Source organism: Zhongshania borealis (genome assembly GCF_039539625.1).
GTDB classification, from domain to species: Bacteria; Pseudomonadota; Gammaproteobacteria; order Pseudomonadales; family Spongiibacteraceae; genus Spongiibacter; species Spongiibacter borealis.
Window position 1 is genome coordinate 89,723 of record NZ_BAABDM010000003.1, and the last position, 23,608, is coordinate 113,330.

The 23,608-nt window shown below is 50.3% G+C and carries 19 protein-coding genes; 15 read left to right on the top strand and 4 right to left on the bottom strand.

What is annotated here, in order from left to right:
* Nucleotides 1–233: 233 nt before the first annotated feature.
* The 8 genes from ABD836_RS09780 to ABD836_RS09815 all read left to right on the top strand — a co-directional run bounded on the left by ABD836_RS09780 (nucleotide 234) and on the right by ABD836_RS09815 (nucleotide 8,657).
* A complete protein-coding gene (locus ABD836_RS09780; protein WP_344935191.1) occupies nucleotides 234–1,832 on the top strand; it encodes an AMP-binding protein in 1,599 nt (532 codons plus the stop codon).
* Between the two features lie 162 nt (nucleotides 1,833–1,994).
* A complete protein-coding gene (locus ABD836_RS09785) occupies nucleotides 1,995–2,930 on the top strand; it encodes a LysR family transcriptional regulator (RefSeq protein ID WP_344935193.1) in 936 nt (311 codons plus the stop codon).
* 137 nt (nucleotides 2,931–3,067) lie between these two features.
* Nucleotides 3,068–3,745: a histidine phosphatase family protein gene (locus ABD836_RS09790; RefSeq protein ID WP_344935195.1), complete on the top strand. Its 678-nt coding sequence runs from the start codon at nucleotides 3,068–3,070 to the stop codon at nucleotides 3,743–3,745.
* Between the two features lie 71 nt (nucleotides 3,746–3,816).
* The gene (locus tag ABD836_RS09795; protein WP_344935197.1) at nucleotides 3,817–5,031 is read left to right on the top strand and encodes an acyl-CoA dehydrogenase family protein; all 1,215 of its coding nucleotides are present in this window, start codon (nucleotides 3,817–3,819) and stop codon (nucleotides 5,029–5,031) included.
* Between the two features lie 61 nt (nucleotides 5,032–5,092).
* Nucleotides 5,093–6,127 (top strand): phosphotransferase family protein, encoded by a 1,035-nt coding sequence (locus ABD836_RS09800; protein WP_344935199.1) that lies wholly within the window; start codon nucleotides 5,093–5,095, stop codon nucleotides 6,125–6,127.
* Nucleotides 6,128–6,172: 45 nt separating this feature from the next.
* Nucleotides 6,173–6,940: an SDR family oxidoreductase gene (locus ABD836_RS09805; protein ID WP_344935201.1), complete on the top strand. Its 768-nt coding sequence runs from the start codon at nucleotides 6,173–6,175 to the stop codon at nucleotides 6,938–6,940.
* A 62-nt stretch (nucleotides 6,941–7,002) separates the two neighbouring features.
* Nucleotides 7,003–7,782, top strand: coding sequence for an SDR family NAD(P)-dependent oxidoreductase (locus ABD836_RS09810; protein ID WP_344935204.1), 780 nt, complete (start codon nucleotides 7,003–7,005; stop codon nucleotides 7,780–7,782).
* Between the two features lie 164 nt (nucleotides 7,783–7,946).
* Nucleotides 7,947–8,657: a crotonase/enoyl-CoA hydratase family protein gene (locus ABD836_RS09815; protein ID WP_344935207.1), complete on the top strand. Its 711-nt coding sequence runs from the start codon at nucleotides 7,947–7,949 to the stop codon at nucleotides 8,655–8,657.
* A gap of 108 nt (nucleotides 8,658–8,765) precedes the next feature.
* Here the strand turns inward: ABD836_RS09815 and ABD836_RS09820 are convergent, their stop codons facing one another.
* Nucleotides 8,766–9,440, bottom strand: coding sequence for a TetR/AcrR family transcriptional regulator (locus tag ABD836_RS09820; protein WP_344935209.1), 675 nt, complete (start codon nucleotides 9,438–9,440; stop codon nucleotides 8,766–8,768).
* Nucleotides 9,441–9,534: 94 nt separating this feature from the next.
* Here ABD836_RS09820 and ABD836_RS09825 point away from each other — a divergent pair, with 94 nt between their 5' ends.
* The 5 genes from ABD836_RS09825 (at nucleotide 9,535) to ABD836_RS09845 (ending at nucleotide 15,388) form a co-directional block, all read left to right on the top strand.
* The gene (locus ABD836_RS09825; protein WP_344935211.1) at nucleotides 9,535–11,001 is read left to right on the top strand and encodes a flavin-containing monooxygenase; all 1,467 of its coding nucleotides are present in this window, start codon (nucleotides 9,535–9,537) and stop codon (nucleotides 10,999–11,001) included.
* A 10-nt stretch (nucleotides 11,002–11,011) separates the two neighbouring features.
* A complete protein-coding gene (locus ABD836_RS09830; protein WP_344935213.1) occupies nucleotides 11,012–11,896 on the top strand; it encodes an SDR family NAD(P)-dependent oxidoreductase in 885 nt (294 codons plus the stop codon).
* Nucleotides 11,893–12,834, top strand: a complete 942-nt coding sequence (locus ABD836_RS09835) for an alpha/beta fold hydrolase (protein WP_344935215.1) — start codon at nucleotides 11,893–11,895, stop codon at nucleotides 12,832–12,834. The genes ABD836_RS09830 and ABD836_RS09835 overlap by 4 nt, the downstream gene beginning before the upstream one ends.
* Before the next feature lie 30 nt (nucleotides 12,835–12,864).
* Nucleotides 12,865–13,683, top strand: a complete 819-nt coding sequence (locus tag ABD836_RS09840) for an SDR family NAD(P)-dependent oxidoreductase (RefSeq protein ID WP_344935217.1) — start codon at nucleotides 12,865–12,867, stop codon at nucleotides 13,681–13,683.
* Between the two features lie 157 nt (nucleotides 13,684–13,840).
* Nucleotides 13,841–15,388, top strand: a complete 1,548-nt coding sequence (locus tag ABD836_RS09845; protein ID WP_344935220.1) for a purple acid phosphatase family protein — start codon at nucleotides 13,841–13,843, stop codon at nucleotides 15,386–15,388.
* A 44-nt stretch (nucleotides 15,389–15,432) separates the two neighbouring features.
* Here the strand turns inward: ABD836_RS09845 and acs are convergent, their stop codons facing one another.
* A complete protein-coding gene (acs, locus tag ABD836_RS09850; RefSeq protein WP_344935222.1) occupies nucleotides 15,433–17,373 on the bottom strand; it encodes an acetate--CoA ligase in 1,941 nt (646 codons plus the stop codon).
* A gap of 258 nt (nucleotides 17,374–17,631) precedes the next feature.
* Complete coding sequence (locus ABD836_RS09855) at nucleotides 17,632–18,534, bottom strand: alpha/beta fold hydrolase (RefSeq protein ID WP_344935225.1); 903 nt, start codon at nucleotides 18,532–18,534, stop codon at nucleotides 17,632–17,634.
* A 149-nt stretch (nucleotides 18,535–18,683) separates the two neighbouring features.
* Between ABD836_RS09855 and ABD836_RS09860 the strand changes: the two genes are divergently transcribed.
* Both ABD836_RS09860 and ABD836_RS09865 read left to right on the top strand, forming a co-directional pair.
* Nucleotides 18,684–19,301 carry a TetR/AcrR family transcriptional regulator gene (locus ABD836_RS09860; RefSeq protein ID WP_344935228.1) on the top strand — a complete coding sequence of 206 codons (618 nt, stop codon included), beginning with the start codon at nucleotides 18,684–18,686 and terminating at the stop codon, nucleotides 19,299–19,301.
* An 18-nt stretch (nucleotides 19,302–19,319) separates the two neighbouring features.
* Nucleotides 19,320–21,197 carry an N-acyl-D-amino-acid deacylase family protein gene (locus tag ABD836_RS09865; RefSeq protein ID WP_344935230.1) on the top strand — a complete coding sequence of 626 codons (1,878 nt, stop codon included), beginning with the start codon at nucleotides 19,320–19,322 and terminating at the stop codon, nucleotides 21,195–21,197.
* Here ABD836_RS09865 and ABD836_RS09870 read toward each other — a convergent pair.
* Nucleotides 21,194–23,482 (bottom strand): 4Fe-4S binding protein, encoded by a 2,289-nt coding sequence (locus ABD836_RS09870; RefSeq protein WP_344935232.1) that lies wholly within the window; start codon nucleotides 23,480–23,482, stop codon nucleotides 21,194–21,196. The genes ABD836_RS09865 and ABD836_RS09870 overlap by 4 nt on opposite strands.
* Between the last annotated feature and the right edge of the window lie 126 nt (nucleotides 23,483–23,608).

Genomic DNA, 23,608 nt, shown 5'->3' on the forward strand with positions numbered 1-23,608 from the left:
CATGCGATTTAAGCACGTGATCACTTAGAGATAACCAGTCTTTAGATTGGTGTTGTGCAAATAGTCCTCACTTTCTGCTGCGTGTATGTATCACGGAGGCGATGTGATGTTTTGACTACGTTGGACAACCGGGCGGTTTCGTAAGATACGCATTGTATGGCCAACTAAATTTGCCTAGAAGGAGCCTCGCGATGTAGATTCAATGTTCGCCTAGCACCGGAGTCGGTATAGATATGGATATAATAAACAGATTGAATGCACTCAATCCCTTAGGTCACCGAAATCTAATACAGGCCTTTGATGAGTCCTGTGCGGCCAATGCTGATCGCGTTGCGTTTTCTTGTATGGGGCAGGACTTAAGTTTTAAGGACCTAGACCTTCGGAGTCGGGCGTTTGCGCGTTTTCTGCAAGAGGAGCTGAAGCTGAGCGCCGGAGACCGGGTCGCGGTGCAGTTACCTAATATACTGCAATACCCGATTGCAGCGTGGGGGGTAATGCGCGCGGGTATGGTGTTGGTGAACACCAACCCGATGTATACCGAGCGTGAATTACGGCACCAGTTTAAAGATTCCGGCGCCCGCGTGGTGGTGACCTTAAGTGACTTGCTACCGATGATCGAGAAAGTCATTACCGATACAAATGTCAAAGCCCTTGTTGTGGTCTCGCTGGCGGGGCCGATCGATACGGCTGAATTGGCGGTTTCAAAGCTAGCCTCATTACATGCATTTGATGCGGTGACATCGGCAGATGAGCAAACCGCATTGGATAGCAGTAATTGCACAATGGATGACCTTGCGATACTACAGTACACCGGTGGTACCACGGGGTTTTCCAAGGGCGCAATGCTCACCCAGGGCAATGTTTATGCTGCAGGTAGGCAGTCAGCGGCAATTTGGATGAATTTGTTTCCGGATGTTGAGCGGCCGGTACTGATAGGCGCAATGCCGCTTTATCATATATTTGGCTTTAACGTAAATGTGGTGAGTGGCGTGCTCGATGGGCGCCTGTCGGTTCTAATTCCTGACCCGCGCAACACCGCCTCAATTATCTCGGCGTTCAAGCAATTTCCTATTACTGCCTTTTCTGGCGTGAACACCTTATTTACCTCGCTGATGGATCACTCTGAATTTGGTGATATCGATTTCTCGGCGTTGTGTGGTGTTATCTCTGGGGGTACAGCACTGGTACATGAAGTGGGTGAGCGTTGGGAGCGTTTAACTGGTAGCCAAATATACGAGGGTTATGGCCTGTCAGAGACAGCTGCAGTGGCCTGCTGTAATGGCCGTGGCGATGGACGACAGATCGGAACGGTTGGTCAGGCGACAGTAGGCTGTGATGTCAGAGTAATTGCTACTGACGGCACGATCTTGGCACCGGGGCAAGAAGGCGAGCTCCAGCTCAAAGGGCCGCAAGTCATGGTTGGCTACTGGAATAACCCAGAGGCCACTGAAAGTAGCATTACCCCCGACGGCTGGTTTAGCACAGGTGATGTTGCGATTATTCAAGACGATGGTTTTGTTCGTATCGTTGACCGCCTGAAAGATATGATTCTTGTTTCTGGTTTCAATGTGTATCCCAACGAAGTTGAGGGAGTGCTTTATGAGCATCCACACGTTGTCGAGTGTGCGGTAGTCGGTGAAGCGAGTGACAAGACCGGGGAGGCCGTTAAAGCCTTTGTTGTTGTGGCAGATCAAAGCACTGACGAAAAGGCGCTTCTCGATTTTTGTCGGTCACGTCTGGCGGCCTACAAATTACCACGCAAAATAGAGTTTAGAGCGGACCTACCTAAGTCGAATGTTGGCAAAATATTGCGTCGGGAGCTGCGCGACTAGGCCATTTGAGCAGCTAAGTTCACTGGCTGTTTGCATTTTTACAGCTGATACCTTGCCCCCTTTTTGGGGGCTTTTTAGTTGTAGGTATAGGATGCTTGGAAAAGGCAACACGGAGGTGTGTGTCGTATACTGTCGCGGTAATGAGTTTAGAAGTAGGGAATAATGGATATTGAGCGCATAGATCTCAACTTGCTGGTGGTGTTTAGTACGATCTTTAGCGAGGGCGGCATTACACCCGCAGGCAAGAAGTTGCACCTAAGCCAGTCGGCAGTGAGTCATTCCTTATCGCGCCTTCGTGAAGCGTTTGACGATCCTTTATTTGTTCGCAGTGGCCAGGTCATGCAACCTACGCCTATTGCGCGCAATTTATACCAACGAGTACAGCCGCTGCTCAGCAATCTAAAGCAAACCTTGAACGATTTTTCCTCCTTTGATCCGGCCCTTTCTGAACGTAGTTTTACCATTGGCGTGCGTGAGCCGGTAGAGTCGGTGGTGCTGCCCGTTATTGTTACTAGCCTTTTAGAAATCGCCCCACAGATCCGCATTTCGACCGTGCGTTTAGACCGTGGCAACCTTGAAGCAGACCTTAAATCCGGTGTTTTTGATGTCGCGATTGACGTTTTACAACCGTTGTCGGGCAGTGTGCGTCATAGCAAGCTGCAGGACGATGACTTAGTTGTGGTTGCCCGAAAGGGCCACCCTGTTTTGGCCCAGAGTGCGAGCTTAGACTTGCAAAGATTTCTTAGTTTGGAGCATATTCAGGTAAGTGGGCGTCGTGCGGGCCGGGGTATTGAGGATATCGAGTTAAATCGGCTTGGCCATGAGCGAAATATCCGAGTTCGTTGCCAAAATATAAACGCGGCACTTTCGGTGGTTGCTACTTCTGATCTCGTTGTGTCGGCTGGCTATGCCTATGCGCATGAGGCCGTGCGCGATGCCAAATTAGTGGTCTTGCCATTCCCGATTGAAGTGCCGTCATTGAGCCTCTTTCTATACTGGCATCAGAATGTAGACAGCGACCCGGCCAGCCTATGGTTTAGAGACTTCATTACCGAGGTCTTCCAACGCAATATTAGCGAGCAGGGCGGGCCTGATTAGGCAAGCTATCGGCGCTTAGGTGTGTCGGCTGCTCGGCCATGCGCCAGATTCATAGTGGGCCATGAATAATTAGAATTTTTCGTGGTGGTGGCACTGTCATAAGATAGATAAATACTATCAACCGGCAGAATTCCCTCATGGCAGAGTTATTTCTTGTCCGTCACGGTCAAGCATCGATCGAGAGCGATAACTATGACCAGCTGTCTAGCCTTGGTCATCAACAATCACGTTGGCTTGGCGAGTACTTTGCTGAACGCGGTTTGGTCTTCGACCGGATAATTACTGGCCAAATGGTCCGTCATCGCGAAACCGCCGAAGGCGTGCTCGCGGGCTTTGGTAAGCCGTCTTTCGCGGTAGAAACCACCGCTGATTGGGATGAGTTCGACTTCGATCGCTTGATTAGCCAATTCCTTACTGAGTACCCCACTTTTCGATTAGCAGATGATGTCCCTAGATCGGCTCGATACGGCTTGCTAAAACAGGCCCTAGAGCACTGGGCGGCGGGTAAGCTTCAGGGCGAGCTACCTGAAAGCTGGGCTGAATTCGAGGGGCGTCTTACTCGGCAATTAGACGCCTTACAAAGTCATTCATCACGCGAAAAGGTACTGGTGATCAGTTCCGGCGGTGCAATTGCCATGGCGCTGCGACTTATCCTGATGTCGCCACCGAGCATGATGGTAAAACTAAATTTACAAACACGTAACGCTAGCCTCAGTCACTGCTACTTTAATAGTAGCGGGTTTAGCTTGAGTAGCTTTAATGCGGTGCCGCATTTAGATACGTCCGAACGCCGTGAGTTAATCAGTTATTTTTGATGCTCCGGCCAGTTTTAACACACTGTTCGGTCGCGTAGACCGGCAGACACATCACATGATAGGTGGATACCATGGATTTTACATACAGCACAAAAGTAATCGGTTTATTGGAGCAAGTGCGTGCGTTTATGAACGAGCATGTATACCCCAACGAAGCCTTGATGCACGAGCAGGTTGAACTAGAGCGCTGGAGTACGCCGCCGCTGATGGAAGAACTCAAGGCGCTGGCCAAGGAGCAGGGCTTGTGGAATTTATTTTTGCCGGTGTCTTACGGTGAATACAGTGGGGGTTTAACCAATTTGGAATACGCGCCATTGGCCGAGGAAATGGGCAAGGTGATGTGGGCGCCGGAGGTCTTTAACTGCGCCGCGCCAGACACCGGTAATATGGAAGTCCTTGCCAAATACGGTAATGACGAGCAAAAGAAACAGTGGCTAGAGCCGCTGCTTGCAGGCGAAGTGCGTTCAGCCTTTGCGATGACCGAACCTGCAGTTGCCTCGTCCGACGCCACCAATATCGAAACCCGCATTGAACGCGACGGTGACGATTATGTCATCAACGGCCGTAAATTCTATATCTCTGGTGCCTGCCGTAAGCAATGCGAAATACTCATTGTTATGGGCAAAACCGACCCGACTAACAGTAATCGCCATCTGCAGCAGTCGCAGGTCTTGGTCCCAAAATCCACGCCGGGCGTGACCATTGTGCGTCCGATGAAGGTTTTTGGCTACGACGATGCACCCGAAGGCCACGCTGAAGTGACGTTTGAAAATGTGCGTGTGCCGGTAAGCAATATCGTACTGGGTGAGGGGCGCGGCTTTGAAGTTGCCCAGGGTCGCTTAGGGCCAGGTCGTATTCATCACTGCATGCGTTCGATTGGGGCTGCCCAGCGCGCCTTGGAATTGATGATTGACCGTGCTAATCAGCGTGTCGCCTTTGGTGAGCCGCTGATCAAGAAGCAATCTGTGCGTGAGGATATCGCCAAATCGGCATGTCAGATTGAGCAGGCACGTCTCATGACCTTGAAAGCCGCTCAAAAAATCGATGAAGAGGGTGCAAAAGGCGCTAAAGATATTATCGCCATGATCAAAATTGTTGCCCCCAATATGGCACTCGATGTCATCGACAGAGCAATTCAAATTCACGGCGCGGCAGGCGTTGGCCAAGACACCTTCTTAGCAAATATGTACGCAATGATGCGTACCTTGCGCTTAGCCGATGGCCCTGACCAAGTACACATGATGCAACTCGGTCGTGATATGGCCCGCCGCCGCTTGGACAGCTAGGGGCCATAGCGCGAGTTGTAGCACACATTTTCAAGCCCGATTGAATGACGGTGAGCCAGTTATGCAACAAGTAGACAGTATCGATATAGATGTATTAGTGCCGTATTTGGAACAGCATGTACTGGGATTTAAAGGCCCAGCGACGGCGGAAAAGTTTCCGGGTGGGCAATCTAACCCCACCTTTAAAATTAGTGCGGCATCTGGGCAGTATGTATTACGCCGCCAGCCTCCGGGCAAATTGTTGAAGTCGGCTCATGCGGTAGATCGCGAGTACCGGGTGTTAAACGCATTGAATGACAGTGCGGTGCCGGTTGCCAAGGTATTTCATCTCTGTGAAGACACCGAGGTTCTCGGTTCAATGTTTTATCTCATGGAGTATTTGCCAGGCCGAGTATTTTGGGATTCGGCGCTGCCGGAGATAGCAGATAGCGCCGCGCGTGCGCGTATCCATTTTCAGGTTGTCGAGGTATTGGCTACTCTGCATTCGGTGAATCCTGCTGACGTCGGTCTAGAGGATTACGGCCGTCCTGGAAATTATTATCAGCGCCAGATTGATCGCTGGGTAACGCAATACCGCGCTAGTGAAATGGGCACCATAGATGCGATGGAAGAATTGATCGTTTGGCTCAGTGCGCATGTGCCTGCCGACGATGGTTCACTGAGTATCGCCCATGGCGATTTCCGCTTAGATAATCTGATGTTTCATCCTGAGCGTGAAGAAATTATCGCCGTGCTTGATTGGGAATTGTCTACTCTAGGGCATCCACTGGCGGATCTTGCCTATCACTGCATGCAATTACGTATGCCGAGCCAAGGTCTTGCCATGAAGGGGCTTGCGGGTATCGATGCCGCTGCACTTGGTATCCCTAGTGAGAAAGAATTGGTGGCTCGCTACTGCGAAATTCGCGGTATTGATCCAATTGTAAACTGGGAGTTTTACCTTGCGTTTAGTTTCTTCCGCTTGGCGGCGATCGCTCAAGGTGTTGCGAAGCGTGCCTCGCAGGGTAATGCGTCCAGCAAACAGGCGCAAACCGCAGGCGCCTTTGTGCAGCCCTTGGCGGCCAGTGGCATGCAAATTATAAAAGACGGCGCCTAGTTCTTGGCCTCGTATTAAAATTACTGCCTAGAGACAGGACAGATTATGTACAAAGAATTATTCAGCTTAACGGGAAAAACCGCGTTGGTAAGTGGTGCCAGTCGCGGTATTGGCGAAGCGATTGCGATGGCCTTGGCAGAGGCTGGTGCCTACGTGATTGTGTCTAGCCGTAAATTAGCGGACTGCGAAGAGGTCGCGCAAAAAATTATTGCCGCGGGCGGCAAGGCTGAAGCATTCGCCTGCAATGTTGGTAAGTTAGAGGATATTACGAAAATCTATGCTTATCTCAAAGATGCGCACGATGGCAAACTCGATATTCTAGTGAACAATGCGGCGGCCAATCCCTACTTTGGCCATGTATTGGACACCGATTTGGCGGCATTTGAGAAAACCGTAGATGTAAATATTCGCGGCTTTTTCTTTATGTCAGTCGAGGCTGGCAAGTTGATGAAGGCGCGGGGCGGCGGAGTGATCATTAATACCGCGTCAGTCAGTGCATTACAGCCAGGGCCGGCTCAAGGCATTTATTCAATCACTAAGGCCGCGGTGGTTAATATGACCAAGACCTTTGCTAAAGAGTGCGGAAATCTCGGCATTCGTTGTAATGCGATTTTGCCGGGGCTGACCAACACCAAGTTTGCCGGTGCCTTATTCACTCACGAAGACATCTACAACGAAGCGATCTCGAAAATTCCCATGGGCCGTCATGCCGAGCCAAATGAAATGGCAGGTACGGTTATCTATTTAGCCAGTGACGCCAGTAGTTATACCAACGGCGAATGTATTGTGGTGGATGGCGGTTTAACGATTTAAGCCGAACACCGATCGTATGGAAATTATTTTTTAAAAATTAATCAAGCAAAGGCATTTTGACTATGGATTCACTACTGGATTTCACGAATCAGAGCGTACTTATTACGGGTGCTGGGAGCGGCTTTGGTAAACTCATCGCCGAGGGTTTGGCGCAGCGTGGCGCAAAACTAGTATTAGGTGATGTGAACGAAGGCGCCGTTCAAAGTCTCGCTGAAAAATTGCGCGGGGATGGTTTTGAGGCCGTTGCGCAGCTATGCAATGTTGCGCTTGAAGAAGATTGCCAGCGCCTGGTTGCGACGGCGGTAGAAACCTATGGGCGCTTAGACATCGCCGTTAACAATGCGGGCATCAGTCACGACTTTATACCCTTTGAAGAAATTGAACAAAGTGTATGGACGCGCCAGTGGGAAGTTAACGTCAATGGCGTGCAATACGGTATGAAACACCAAATAGCGCAAATGAAGCGGCAGGGCAGCGGCAATATTCTTAATCTATCGTCAATGGCGGGTATCGGCGCAGCACCGGGTATCGCAGCATATGGCGCGGCTAAGCACGCGGTGGTTGGCCTGACAAAATCAGCAGCGGCGGAACTTGGCCCTGCTAATATACGTGTGAACGCAGCCTGTCCGTTTTTCACTCTTACGCCTATGGTGGCGGAGTCGTCTATTGCTGTTCATAAGGGTGTGGATGCGGCAGAAAGTGTATTGAGTCGAGGCTGTGTTATGAAGCGTCTTGGCCAACCGGACGAAGTTGCCAACGCCATGATTCTGCTGTTATCGCCAGCTAACACCTATATGACGGGGCAGTGTATCGCAATAAGTGGCGGTGCATTGTCGCTCTAAATGCCGCCATAAAACAGCTGAACTAGGGGGAGCAAAACATCAGTGATACTATGATTTTCCTAGTTTAAAGAAAATGGCTCTGCCATACGCGAAATCGGCGCTAAAACGCCGATTTTCTGTGTTTGCAGAGGCTTTTCACTATCCACATTTTCGAGAGTGATGTTATGGCCGACTTAGTAAATTATTCCTTAGCTGATGGTATCGCGACCATCACCATGCAGAATGGCAAAGTGAATGCCATGTCATTGCCGCACATTCTGGCAATTGGCGCCGCTTTAGATCAGGCTGAATCTGACAAAGCAGTGGTTATGCTGGTAGGTAAGGACGGTATTTTTTCGGCGGGTTTTGATTTATCAACCATTCAGCGTGATCCGGTAGAAGCAGTTGAAATGGTAAATGCAGGGTCGTCGCTGTGTAGGCGAATGCTGGCATTTCCCTATCCCATTGTTGGCGTATGTACTGGGCATGCCATCGCACAGGGCTGCTTCACACTCATGGCCTGTGATTACCGTATTGGCATAGACGGCCCTTTCACGCTTGGCCTGAACGAAGTTCAAATTGGGATGACCATGCATCAGGTTGGCATAACGCTGTCACGTGCACGTTTAAATAAGCCATTTTTTGACCGTTCGGTTATCAGTGCCGAAATGTACGATCCCGCAACGGCCGTTGCTGCTGGCCTGCTCGACAAAATCGTACCGGCAGAAAACTTAATGGCCGAGGCACAAGCGCAAGCCCTACGTTTGTCTGGTTTAAATATGCCGGCGCATGCGGGGACCAAATTGAAGTCTCGCGCAGCCTTGCTAAATAAGTTGGATCAGGCAATTGCGCAAGATTACGCCGAAGGCAAAACGCTTTTACCTGGGCATTCATAGTTTGGTGCTTTTGCCGAGTATTATTCGATGGGGCGGCGCTTTGGAAGTCAGAGCATATACTGCAACTCGCGGTGCGACCGAGCTACTTGGTTTAAGCCCTGAGTATTATTAGGGATTGTCAGTATTCTGTTTCTTGTCAGGCAGTGTGTTGATTAGCCCACGGATTAAGCGCGCGTTTGCACTGACCAGTGTTGCTCGCGGTGAGCGGTAATCGTCTAGCAACCACTGCAGTGCTGATTGGCTGATGGCGCCGACCAACGCGATGCCGGTGATGCGTGTTTCTTCATCGTCCAGTGACCAATTTGGCATAATCGATTTGCCAAGTTGTAGCAGTAGCTCGGCAAATTGTTGTATGCGACTGGTGTACAGGGCGTCGATGCGTGGGCTGACACCAAGCACCTCCAGCCAGCACACTCTGGCCACCCGTGAATTCTCGAACGCACTGAAAAATGCCTCAAGGCCGACTTCGATTTGCTTCGCGGTGGCTTGCTCGCTGGTAATTGTTTCTATCGCCGTTACGACCTCTGTTTGGATTTGGTCTAGTGACTCGGTATAGACCGCGGCTAAAAGATCTTCGGTATCAGTAAAGGTCTTGTAGAAGTAGCGATCGATTAAGCCCGCTTGCTTGCACAGCATCCTAACTGTTGTCGCTCGATAACCCACCGTTCCAAAAAGTTCTAATCCGGCGTCCATAAAGGTCCGACGCTGTCGTGCCAGCCGTTCCGCTGCACTTTCACCGCCGTAGGTTCGTCCTGATTTTCTGTTCTGTTCACTTTTTTGCATTTCAGTATTTGACGACAAGTGTCATCAGAAGTAAAGTGATGTTATGCGTCATCACATATAAAATTTCTAGTGCCCTCAGGGGGAGAATAATCACATGCAAACAAAGCAGTGTTATCGGGTTGTTATTATCGGCAGCGGTTTTGGCGGCCAGTGCGCGGCAATTCGCCTGCAGGAGCAGGGCGTCACCGATATCCGCCTACTTGAACGCCGTGATTTTATGGGTGGAACCTGGTGCCAGAATAGCTATCCCGGCGCGGCAGTAGACGTGCAGTCGCCACTGTATTCAATCTCCTCAGAGCCCTATGCCTGGTCCCAAATGTTTGCTGAGCGCGATGAGCTGCAGCAATACACCAATGAGGTGATTGATAAGCACGGCTTGCGAGATAAGACCACGCTAAACGCCAACGTGAAGCAGGTGCTTTGGAATGAGGGTGACAAGCGCTGGGTCGTAGAGACTGACGCTGCGGGGACATTTGAGGCGCAAATTCTAATTAATGCCTCTGGGCCGCTGAGTACGCCGGTGATTCCGGATTTTCCCGGCCGTGATACCTTCAAAGGAAAGAGCTTTCATACCAACGGCTGGGATCACAGCTATGACTACCGTGGTAAAAAAGTGGCTATTGTGGGTAGTGGCGCAAGTGCCGCGCAGGTTATTCCGGCTATTGCTGGCGATGTTGCCGAATTGCATGTTTTTCAGCGGAGTCCGCACTGGGTATTGCCACGGCCAGATCGCAAGTTTTCGCCGTTTCAGCGCAAGCTTTTAGGTATTAAATTGCTGCACAAGCTCTTGCGCTGGACTATTTACTGGAGTCTTGAAACCCGCGTTATCGGCTTTAAGTATTCCAAGCTTATGCTAGACCTAGTCGCTGGGCGAGTCGCATTAAAGACCCTTGAAAAACAAGTGCCGGACCCAGTGTTGCGTAAAAAATTAACCCCCGATTTCACCATCGGCTGTAAGCGCGTCATTCTATCTAGCACCCTGTATCCGGCTTTGTCGCGGCAGAATGTTAGCTTGCATGACAAGCAAGATGGCATCGCGGAGATCAACGAGAGCGGTATTCTCACCACAACAGGTAAGCAGCTTGATGTCGACCTTATCGTATGGTCAACCGGCTACGACGCCACTGATGGCATGATCTCTTATCCGGTGATTGGTCGGGACAATAAGTCTTTGGCCGATGTTTGGAGTGAGTATCCTCGGGCCTATCTTGGTACCACGATCCCCGGTTTTCCCAACCTCTTCGTTGTCACTGGGCCGAATACCGGCATCGGTCACACCTCGGCGATTTTTATCATTGAGTCGCAAATGAAGTACATCACCAACAGTGTTCAGCAGCTCGATAAGCTGGGCAAGCAAGCGGTAGAAGTGAGCGCCGAGGCTGAAGATGAATACACCCAAATGGTTCACTCCGAAATGGAAAAAACGGTATGGAAGTCCGGCGGTTGTACTAGCTGGTATAAGAGTAAAAGTGGCCATGTAGTTGCTATGTTCCCTGGCTTCAGCTTTACCTTCCGCCGGCTCGCAAATCGCTTTAAAGCGAAACACCATTTGTTCAGCTGAGGCAGATAATATGAAAAACTTTAATAATAAAATCGTTGTTATTACCGGTGCGGGCTCAGGTATGGGCCGCGCTTATGCTGTTGAGTTTGCCAAACTGGGCGCGCGGCTTGCACTTAACGATTACGACATCAAGGGACTCGCTGAAACAGTGGCATTGCTCGACGACAGTAGTCCGAACAAAGTCTACAGCGCAAGCTTCGACGTTTCGGATCGCGCTGCCATGGAAAGTTTTGCGGCAGACGTACAGACTCAGCTCGGCAATGCCCATATCATTATTAACAACGCTGGCGTGTCTGGTGAAGGTAAGCCGGTATGGGCAACACCGCTCGCGACGATTGAGCGGGTGATGAATATTAACTTTTACGGGGTAGTGCACGGTACACAAGTTTTCTTACCGCAGTTAATTGAAAATGGTGAGGGCGCGGTGGTGAACGTGTCGAGTATTTTTGGTTTGATCGGACCACCAAACAACTGTGATTACAGTGCGGCGAAATTCGCGGTGCGCGGGTTTACTGAAGCGTTAATGGTTGAGTTACACGACAGCCCTATCAGCGTACACCTTGTGCATCCCGGTGGTATTGCCACCAATATTGCCAATGTGCCTCAGCATCAAGCCTTCTCGGATAAATACCTGTCAACGCCGCCAGAGGCCATTGTGCGTTATGTCATTCGCGGCATACGCCGTGGCACGCCCAAAATTGTCTATGGCAAAGATTCATTTAAAACCTGGTTCGGCGCAAACTTTGTGCCCCTGCGTTTTCTCAATAAAATCATCTGGTGGGATATGCGCGACGTGATTGATCGTAGCGACTATCCGTTACAGCCAGCTGCTACTAAGCCAATGATTACACCTACAGCTACAGCTACACCGATCAAAGAAAGGAATGCAGGATGAAGAAGCCGCTAATTGTCGTCGTTGTCGCGTTGGCCGTCAGCTTTGCCGTTTGGGCTGGTGTCACATACCCGCGTATTGGCGGTGACGTGCTGCACTTGGCCAGCAGTATTGAAACACGTATCTATGGCTTGCACCGCGCCGAAGTTGAGATTAGCGATAGCCTGATGATGAGCTGGCAAGGCGGCCCACAAGACGCCAAAGAAACCGTGGTGATGATCCATGGTTACAGCTCAGAAAAAACCGTATGGATGCGCTTTGCCAGTCACTTTACCGAAAACTATCGGGTCTTAATTCTCGACTTGCCCGGCCACGGCGAAACTATCTTCGACCCCGCACTTAAGTACGACACTGTGAGCCAGGCGCAACGCGTCGTTGAGGCCATGGATGTATTGGGTATTCAGCGCGCTCACATAGTAGGTAATTCCATGGGGGGGTTTATCGCTGGGCAGTTAGCCTTGCTCTACGCCGACCGCGTGCAGAGTGCGGTGCTAATTGATGCAGCGGGTGTCGTTGCGCCGCAGAAGAGCGACATGGCCAAAATGCTCGCGGCGGGTCGTAACCCCTTTGAGATTCACAGTCGCGAGGAGTTTATTGATTTCTACGCCATGACAATGGCTCAGCCGCCTTGGCTGCCAAGAATGATCTTAGACTATATGGCCGAGGACTATATGGTTCGTCGCGAGTCACTTACCCGTATATTTGAAGACTTCCATAATACCGATTTTTTGGACCAGCGCCTGACCGAAATACACGTGCCGATACTGGTATTGTGGGGCGAACGTGATCGCTTGCTGCATATTAGCTCCGCAACGGTGTGGCAGAATGGCATTGCGAATGCCGAATTGATTACGTACCCAGCGCTTGGCCACATGCCCATGTTAGAAGCGCCGCGCCAGAGTGCTGAAGACGTGCTCGCCTTTCTCGCCAAGCATCGTTAACGCTAGCCGCAATGACATAAGGGATCCGCCATGAAAACATTCAAGGACAAAGTCGCCATCGTGACGGGCGGGGGTGGCGACGGTATTGGTCATCACTTGGTCATGGAGCTTGCGCGCCAAGGCGCTAAAATCGCCTTTTGCGATATCGCAAAGCTTAATGCCACAGAAGAAAAATTAACGGCGTTAGGTACAGATTATTACTGTGAAACCGTCGATATGGGTAATAAACAAGCCATAACGGCCTTCATCGACAATGTGCTCGCTCACTTTAGTTGCATTGACCTGCTCATAAACAACGCCGGTATTGCCTTGGGTGACCTGACCTTTGGCGAAGCGAGCGAACAAGACTTTGAAAAAATTACCAACATCAATTACTGGGGTGTCATTCACACTACCCAACGTTGCTATCCGCATTTGCTGATTCGGCCAGAGGCGGCTATCGTCAATCTCTCAAGCTCACAAGGTATTCTCGCGCTGCCGTATCTTGTGCCGTACTGCACCACCAAATTTGCGGTGCGCGGCTTTACCGATAGCCTGCGCGCTGAACACCATATTCGCGGCATCCGCAATGTAACGCTACACACAGTACATCCCGGCGCGGTAGCAACCAATATCACCCTCAATGCAGATCACCACAATAGCGGCACCCAACAATTTCACGAAGAATTACAGCGCGGAACCCAGCCTGCCGATGCAGCAAAGATCATTCTACGTGGCGTACAAAAGAATGTGGGCCGCATATTTATCAGTGACGGCCGTGCGCAAGACATACTCGCAAGGTTACTGCCCACCGCATCGATTTATATAATAAAAATGATGATGCGCCTACGTGGGATCGTCGCGCGTTAGCTTATGGAAATACTTTGCTTTGTTGACTCGCCTGCGCTAATGAGTACGTGTGGGTATTTTCAGGGCAATTCTTCTTAGTTTTGGCCAATTTCAGCGGTGTCATCATTTCTTCATAGGGTGCGTATAGACTCTGCGGGCATAAATTCCGGAGCTCTCTATGTCTTTACCTCGCGATCCAAAATCACGTCAATTTCCCTTGCGGCCGTTAACACGTCGGCGTTTTGTGACGGGCAGTCTTGCTGGTATAGCTTTAACCGCTTGTAATAGCAGCACTCGTCGTCGCGCTGATGGCGCTGTGGTAGATGAACTGGATCCCACTCCTTTGCCAAACCCTGAGCCGGAACCGATACCGGATACAGAAGTGCCGGGGCCGATGATGCCGCGCGGCTTGCACAGTAGCTTGGTGGGAGATAGTCACACTTCGCGAACCATCACTTGGTTTACCGACGGTGAAGATGCGCCGGTCTCGTGGTTGGAGTTTTCGTCGTTTGAACTGGGACTGGATGAGTTTTCGATTCAAGACGACGCCTTTGAAAATAGTGTTGAGGCGAGTACGTCACAAACGACCGGCATCGAGAGCTTTACCCATCGAGCCAGTGCCGTGGGTATCGACCCTGATCGGCCTTTACGTTACCGGGTCGGCTCAGACGAGGGAGGCTGGTCAGCGGTTTATGTGGTGATGCCGAGCCCGCGTGATGAGTGGAGCTTTATCCATTTTGGCGATCACGGCATCGGTGAACTTCCGAAATTAGTAACGGAAGAAGTGATGCGCACACCAGCTGATTTGCTGATGCTCGCGGGGGATTTGTCCTATGCCAATGGCGATCAAGAAATATGGGATGTGTGGTTTGAGCAAATGCAGCCGCTGTTGGCGCGTCGTCTAACTATGGCGGCGCCGGGTAACCATGAAGAAAAAGACTTTGGTGGCGATACGTTTAAAAATCGGTTCAGCCATCCGCCCAAGCCGTTAACATCTTCGTTTGGGCCTAGTGATCCGGGCAGCACATTTTATTCCTTCGACTTTAATCGCGTGCACTTTTTGGTGACCACGGCAGGCGCCTTAATCGGGGACGGTACACTGCCAGAAGAGCTGTTGAATATTGAGGCCGATCTCGCCAATGCATCGCTGCGTCGTCTGCGCGGCGAAATAGATTTTATTATTGTTATGCAGCATTTCACTATATGGACTGATCAGCTTGATCGCAGCCCGGCCAATTTCACCTTGGTGGCCTTGGAGGAGAATATATTTCTTCGCTACGGCGTAGACCTCGTTATTGTTGGCCATGATCATATTTATCAGCGTTCCGCGCCGATGTTTTTGGGGCTGCCAAATCCGCTGGGTTATGTGCAAATGATGGTGGGCACTGGCGGTGCGTCGATTCGTTTATTAGATGATGACGGCACACAAAGCTGGTCAGAAAAGGCATTTGTCGGTATCGGTTTTGCCCATTACAAGGTGAGTAAAGGCAAAATTAATATCGAGTATATTGGCGCACCACCTTTGGATATGTCGGATATTGGCCGTCAATACAGCGAAGGTAAATTTGAAGTACTCGACAGCGTTGAAATAAAGGCGAAATCCTTGCTGGCCTGCAGCCAATGTGCGAAGCCAGCCCGAGGCCAAGAAGTGCTATTGCAAAATTTTGAGGCCATTGCCGCCCATACCAAAGACCGAAATCGCCGCGCGTTGCAGCACTGCGGTTAAACCTGCTGCTCTAGCTAGGCGGCAAAAATGCGCCATCGGCTGACTTAGGCGACGATCTTAAGTCGGTCTTTTACCAAGGTGTCTACGACGGTGGGATCGGCCAAGGTGGTAATGTCGCCGAGGGACTCCATATCTGATTCGGCTATTTTGCGTAAAATGCGGCGCATAATTTTGCCAGAGCGTGTTTTTGGTAAACCGGGCGCCCATTGAATTACATCGGGTTTGGCAATGGGGCCGATCTCGCGGCTGCACAGCGCGATGAGTTCCGCGCGTAAGTTGTCGTCGACCTCAGCGTTGTCCATAAGGGTAACGTAGCAATAAATACCCTGGCCTTTAATGTCGTGGGGAAAGCCGACCACAGCGGCTTCGGCAATTTTAGGGTGCAGCACCAAGGCGCTTTCAACTTCAGCGGTACCCATGCGGTGGCCAGACACATTGAGCACGTCGTCGACCCGGCCAGTAATCCAGTAGTAGCCGTCGGCATCGCGGGTGGCACCGTCACCGGTGAAATAGTAGCCCTCGTAAGTACTAAAATAGGTGTCGATCAAGCGCTGGTGGTCGCCATAGATGGTGCGAATTTGACTTGGCCAAGATGATTTAACCACCAAGTAGCCCGAACCCGCGCCTTGCACTTCGCTGCCGTCTTCATTCAGCAACGCCAGTTGCACGCCAAAGAAGGGGAAGCTCGCGGACCCGGGTTTTAGGTCGGTGGCACCGGGAAGTGCGGTGATCATATGAGTGCCGGTCTCGGTCTGCCACCACGTGTCGACTATCGGGCAACGCGCGTCGCCAACGACACGGTGGTACCACTCCCATGCTTCTGGGTTAATAGGTTCACCTACGGTGCCGAGTAAGCGTAGGCTGCTGCGATCACTGCGGCTAACAAACTCATCGCCCTGGGCTTGTAGTGCGCGAATCGCAGTTGGCGCCGTATAAAAAATATTAACCTTGTGTTTGTCTACAATGTCCCAGCAACGACCGGCATCCGGGTATGTTGGTACGCCTTCAAACATGAGGCTAGTGGCGCCGTTGCACAGCGGTCCATACACAATGTAGGTGTGACCGGTGACCCAGCCAACATCGGCGGTGCACCAGTAGACTTCGCCTTCGCGATAGTCAAAAGTGTATTTAAAGGTCATGGCCGCCTGCAATAGGTAGCCTGCCGTGGTGTGGAGTACGCCCTTGGGTTTGCCTGTTGAGCCCGAGGTATAAAGAATGAAAAGCGGGTCTTCGGCAGCCATCGACTCGGGTGGGCAGTCGGCGCTCATTACGTTAACGGAATCTCGGTAGCAGATGTCGCGGCCCGCCACCCATGGGATATCGTTGTGGGTGCACTTAACAACAAGGCAGGTGTGGACATCTGGGCAATGGGCGAGTGCCTTGTCGACATTGGCCTTTAACGGTACGTTTTTACCGCCCCGGGTGCTTTCGTCGGCGGTAATAACGAGCCGGCAATCGGCATCCAGTATTCGGTCTTTAAGCGCCTCGGGTGAAAATCCGCCAAACACCACGGAGTGCACCGCGCCAATACGGGCGCAGGCGAGCATTGCGTAAGCTGCTTGGGGGATCATTGGCAAGTAGATGCACACCCGGTCACCTTTTTTAACACCGCGCGATTTTAAGGTGTTGGCAAGCTTGCACACTTCTGTCTTGAGGTCGGCGTAGCTTATCTCCATGCTCTCTTCAGGATCATCGCTTTCCCATATTAGCGCGATTTGCTTCGCACGCTTGGGTAGGTGCCGGTCAATACAGTTGTAGCTAACGTTAAGTTCGGCGCCACTAAACCACTGGGCTTTGCCCTTAGAAAAATTGTAGTCAACGACGCGGTTCCATGTCTGATTCCAATCTAAGAATTCAGTTGCCATGTCTGCCCAGAAGCCATTTGGATCATCTATTGAGCGTTGATACATCTCTTTATATTTTTGTGGGGTGATGTGTGCATCGTGAAAATTTTTAGGCACTTTGTGTACGAGGTTTTTAGACATGGCAGGCGTTCCGACATAAAAATTATGGTGCTAAGTGTCACTGTGCTTGCTGCTGATAACAATTGAACTAAAGTCGTAAAGCCTCTACACAGAAAGTGGCGGCTACTGCTGGGCGGTGCGGGTGGTGCTTAATTAGGTGCTGGAAGTTTGCGGTGGGGCGTAGGAATATATTTACAAAAAACGCTTTAAAAATTATGGTGCTAGGTGCCTTTAAAAATGTCACCTAGCACGTCATTACGAGCTATGCTTGGTTAAACCTTATTTTTGGCTATCAATAAAGTTGAAGAAATGCCGCGCGACCCCGGCGGGGTCTTCAACCTGAGGATAGTGGCCAATGGTCGCCAATTCAGCCAAATAATCTAAACGACATTTCAGCTCTTTATAGCGCGCGACCATGTGAGCCCCAGAGACGGGATCTACCGAGCCATTGATTAAGGCGAGCGGAATAGTGGCGTTATGCAGGGCGTTTACCCAGCGTTCGCGATGTTGTTTACGGTCCCGCATATAGGTAATTAAATTGTGAAATATGTGCTTTCCGCCTTTCTCATTAATAAGCGCCCAAAAGATTCGGAGTTCTTCTTCGGTGGGTTTGGTTTGGTCACCAAATACTGAGCTAAATCGTGCGCTAAATTGTTTGTAACCAGATAGCTTATTGAGTATTGGGCCCAAGGGACTCAGTAGTAATTTTTGGGTCAATATTGCGCGGTGTGTTTCAGGAAATAAGCCGCCATTTAAAAAACAGCATGACAGCCATGTGCCCGCGCCGACGCCTTGTTGCTGTCTTGCCAATAGCTCTTGGGCTACGGTGTCGCCGTAGTCGTGAGCCAATACATGGAATTCTTTTAAGAATTTGGCCGCTACCAGCGCCTCAACAATATCGGCCTGGCCATGAATGGAGTAGGTACTCACATTGGGTTTGTCTGAATAGCCAAAGCCCAGCATATCAAGTGTGACTAGGCGAAAGCGTGATTTTAGCGTATCCCAAATGCTGTACCAGTCCCAGCTTGAGGTTGGAAACCCGTGGATAAGCAGCAATACCGGGAGGTCGCTCGCGCCGTCGTCTTTAACGAATATTTGATGGCCCTTGAGTTCTAGCCACTCTCCACTGGCTTTCCAGCTGGCAAGGGCTGTATTTAAGTTGTTTTTATTTTGAGTGTTCATGTTTACCCCAATATAACCATGCATTACGCAAATAGAGTGGACTGATGTTTTGCTATTAAAGCTGAACTTGACGTCTAGTTCAAGTTTTGGCTATATTGCGTAGATCAACCGTTTAATGCGCCCTACAAGTCGACAATTAGAGCCACGCAATGAAAGCCATACCAAGCCAAGCGAGAGCCAAACAAAAACGCGCCGCCTTAATCGCGGCGGCAAGCGAGTGTTTTGTTAGCTACGGCTATCACAACACCACGGCAAAGACCGTGGCAAGCAAAGCGGGCGTCGCGACGGGTACTTTTTATCAGTATTTTGAAAATAAAGAAGACATATTGCGCGTCATAGCAAAACAGCGCATGGAAGAGCTTTATCAACAAGTGCCGTCGGCGACCGAGTTCCTTGAACTCAGTAGTAAGGCGGAAACGGCCGGTGTAAAACCGGGTGCCACGGAGCGGATTTTTCATCAGGTTTTGGAGTTAATTTATGCGTTTCATGCGCAAGCGCCTGAGCTTCACCAAATATTAGAGCAGCGCAAAGAACTCGATCCTGAGTTGGCCGAAATTTTAGGCCAGGGCGAAAAAATGTTGTATGACCGGGTATTGATGTTTGTGAATCGCTTTAATATTGAAAACGCCGATGCCGTTGCCTTTAATCTATTTGCCATGGCAGAGGGCTTGGTGCATCGCCAGGTATTTGGCCGCCCTGAACAATCAAAAGTGCTTACATTACAACTGGGCGCAGCCATGCTCGCCAGTTATTTCGATAACTTATAAAAATAGAGATAATAAGCCATGAGCTCATCAGCAATAGTAGACACACTAATTCAAAATGCCAAAATTTTTAATAACGGCGAGGCTGCTGTTATAGAAGATATCGCAATCGCGGATGGTAAAATTGTGGCGCGGGGTAAAAATTTAGCCACCGAGGGCGCGGCACGCGTAATCGATGGCAGTGGCAAATGGCTTATGCCGGGGCTCTTTGATATTCATACCCACTATGATCTAGAGCTCGAAGTTGCGCCCGGTTTACCCGAGTCTGTGCGGCACGGTACTACCTCTGTTGTTATCGCGAATTGCAGTTTAGGTTTGGCGTTCGGTAATCAGCGCAGCGGCGATATAGACCCCATCGTTGATTGCTTTGCTCGGGTGGAAAATCTACCAAAGTCATTATTGCGCAGCTGCGCAGACAAAGTCGATTGGGATTCACCAAAAGCGTATTTGGAACATCTAGAACAACTTAATCTAGGGCCTAATGTCGTCACCCTATTCCCGCACTCAATGTTGCGTATTGATGCAATGGGGTTTGATGCCAGTATTAGCCGCGACCCAAGTGACAGTGAATTAAAGAACATGGAAGCGACCTTGGGCGCTGCGCTTAAACTGGGTTACGCGGGTTTTTCGACCGACGCCTTGCCCTTTCATTACTTGGCTAATCAGCCGAATTGCGGAAAAACTATCCCCACCCAATTTGCCAAATACGAAGAAATTAAAGCTTTGACTCAGGTCGTGCGGGACAACGGCGCGGTATGGCAGGCAACACCACCAAAAGACAGTGCGATTAACACCTTAAAAACGTTTTTGTTGACCAGTGGCAGACTGCATAAACGACCATTGCGAACCACGGTCGTCGCTGCCTTAGATGTGGCGAATAATAGGAAACTTCTACGCTTAGCGAAGTTGCTTAGCAAAGTTTTAAATTCCAAATTTTTCCGCGGTGACTTTCATCTGCAGGCCTTGGGTGCGCCGTTTAAAGTTTGGTCAGATGGTGCAGTAACGCCGCTGTCAGAAGAGATACCTGAGCTTAGAAAACTGAATGAAACTGACATTGAAGATCGCGACGCGCGGCTACGTATCCTGAATGACGCCGATTACATTAAAGCGTTTAGGGCAATGTGGCTAAAGGGTAAGCATGGCTGGAGCGTGGCGAGGCTAAAGCGTATTCTCAATATGGAAGATTATGCTTTCAATCGCAACTTAAGTGATATGACCGTGGAAGGCTGCCCAATTGATAATTGGGTAGGCTTGAATATGCAGGATCTGCTGGACCGGATCATCGCGATTAAACGCGGCGAGACGCCGAGCGGATGTAATGAAGCAGAGAAAGAGATTATTAACAGTGATTTCTTTTGGATCAGTGACGAAGCGGACTTTATGCTGCAGCTGTTGCGTAGCTTTGACCTTGACCTTAGCTGGAGCACAGTCACAGCGAACCGCAACCCAGAGACTATTCGCGAATTATTAATGAATCCCCTGCTTATGCCAGGCTTCAACGACTGCGGCGCGCATCTGACCAATATGGCGTTTTACGATGTTAATTTACGCAGCCTCAAACTCGCCTCCAGTGGCGGTGATAAAGACGTTTCGTATATGGTGAAGCGACTTACCAAAGATGCCGCAAATCTCTTTGGTGTTAAAGGCGGCACGATCAACGAAGGGGATACTGCAGATTTGATTTTAGTTGACCCACAGGCGCTGGCGAACTACGACGGCGAAGCCCACGTTATTCGCCAGTTCCGCACCGAATACAATCACGATCAATTAGTGAATCGTTCCGACGGTGTTGTGCCGCTGGTAATGATTGCCGGTAATGTCGCCTGGGAAAATGATGAATTCTCCAGTCAGTTTGGCAACAAGCCAATGGGGCGTTTGCTCAGAGCAACCGCCCACTAAGGTGTACTGTTGCCTTCAAAAATGGTGACAGTGTCAATGCGTGGCGCGCGGGTTTTCTGGCTTTTTTTCTCAGCAGACATCGCCGCCGCGCATTGCGCTGGATCTTGTAAAATAACCACGCATTCTAAGCATTGAATACATTCGTCGTAGTCGATGCTGCCTGTCTTGTCGATCGCGTTAATACCACAGCGATGCTTACACAGCTGGCAGGGGCTACCGCACTCCCGACGTCGGTGCAGCCATTCAAAGCGATGAATCTTTCCCAAAATTGCCAGTGCCGCGCCCAGCGGGCAAATATAGCGGCAGTAAAACTTATGAATGAATAAACCCAGTACAAGTAGGATGGCCGCGTACATAACGAACGGCCAGTCGCGCACAAACGTTAATGTGACCGCAGTTTTAAAGGGCTCAACTTCAGCCATTTTTTCTGCGGCGGTAAGGGAGAAGGGCGCAGTGCCGAGTAAGCCAATCAAGATCAGGTACTTCAACTTGAGTAAGTGGCGGTGCAGCGGAGGGCTGATATGCCACTGTTTTATTCCCAGCTTGCTGGCGGCATTGGCGAGGAATTCTTGCATCACGCCAAAAGGGCATAGCCAGCCGCAAAACAGCCCGCGGCCCCAAAACACAAGACTGATTGCGGTGTAGGCGAGAAGTATAAATATGATGGGGTCGAGCAGAAATACAGTGATATCAAAGCCATTTATAGCGCCCATAAACAACGCGATAAGATTCACGATAGACAGTTGGCCTTGGGCGTAAACGCCAATATAAACAAGGGTGAAGAGTAAAAAACCACGTCTACACCATAGGAATCCACGACTATGGTCGACGATTTTGCGCTGAAGGCTAAAAGCGACAGTGAGTAGGCTTAATCCCAACAGGAGTATTGCAATATCGTTGAGGCGGCCCTTCCAAATTTTGATCCACATGGCGTCGGGTTTGCTAGCTTCTGGTGTGCTTAGCTGACTAAAGAGCTTGTCGGGTAACTCGTAGTCGCTCTTTACATAAATGCTGTCATGAACCAAATGATTGCGATCTAGCTTTACATTCAGTATCAGTTGCATGGCGCTGCTGGGGTCAAAACCGGCCTGAGGTCGTATTTTGAATATCCGTAGGTTGTCGAGCGCTGGCGCGCCCTCAGGGAGATTGGGCTGACTGCTATCAAAGAAATTAATATCGCGGAGTGTAATGGGGATATTGTTTTGCTCAAGGCTGACACGTTCTGGAATCGTACCGGGGCGGAAGTCGGCGCCGAGATAGTCGTAAACCCCGCTAGACATAATGGCGATAGCTTGCTCGCCGTCACTGAGCTTGGTCATTAAGCGCTGATAGTCTTCCTCGCCAAGCAGGTTCTTACCGATACTCGGTGCATTTAGATACGCATAGTAAAGCTCAGTTTTGCTATCGCCATCTCTCTCTGCCTGGCTTAGGTCAACTTGGTCTGCTAAATAGCTCGACAGCGAGTGGCCAAGCTTGGTTTCTAAATCTGCGCTGGGGATGGTCCAGTGTTTAACAAACTCGCTCGCCAATAGCGCCTGCCAATCCATTGCAGTAAATACATCGGAGCGCACCACCGCGGGCGCTTGTTGTGCAAAAGCCGGAAGCACTCGCCGTGCAACTTCCCGCGCGGATGAGAGGATGGTGTCGTTGATAACGATGATCGACACTGTGGCCTTGGTCACGCCATCGAAGTAAGTGTTGTGGCTGCCGCCGTCACCTTGTCCGGTTTTACGGTCGCTAAAAAGAATATGTTCCGACAAGCTGTGTTGGGGATATTGGTTAATAAATTCCTTTAGTGGCTTGGGGCCAAGGCCATGCAGAAAAATGGGTTCGTGATGATTAAGTATGTGTAGACCAGTGAAGCGGCCATCCATGTCTAGACCGATCAATACATTGATACGTTCACCTGAGAAGCCTTTGAAGTCCACAAAGTTGTTGGATTCATAGGCGTAGCCGATCAGTTCATTGAGCTGATACACCGACCAAATTCCGCTTGTAGGGTCAAGTTCCGGCGGACGATTTGCGCGGGGGAACAAGGCGAGAATGTCACTCTCTAGGTCCTGCTGCGTGCTTGCGCCGGTGTCTTCGCTCGCAAAGGCGGCACCCGGTAGCACTAGCCAAAATAGTAGCAGCAATAGCATCGCGGCCAGATTCAGGCCTTGGTAAACCGGCGTTATTGGCCTACTTGAAATGCATAATATTGATGTTTGATAGCCTGAAGCGGCGAACTCTTCAGTCTGGTATTTGCTGCGCAAATTCTGGCGAGAAGGGCGTAATGTAGTCATGGCGACACCGAATTATTTTATATGTTATTTAGGGATGGCTGTGTCGGATTTATTGAATATCAGTGTCTCGTAGGGACTGCTGCGCATGAATAGCACTTAACGTTTAATTAGTTACTACTTTGGTGG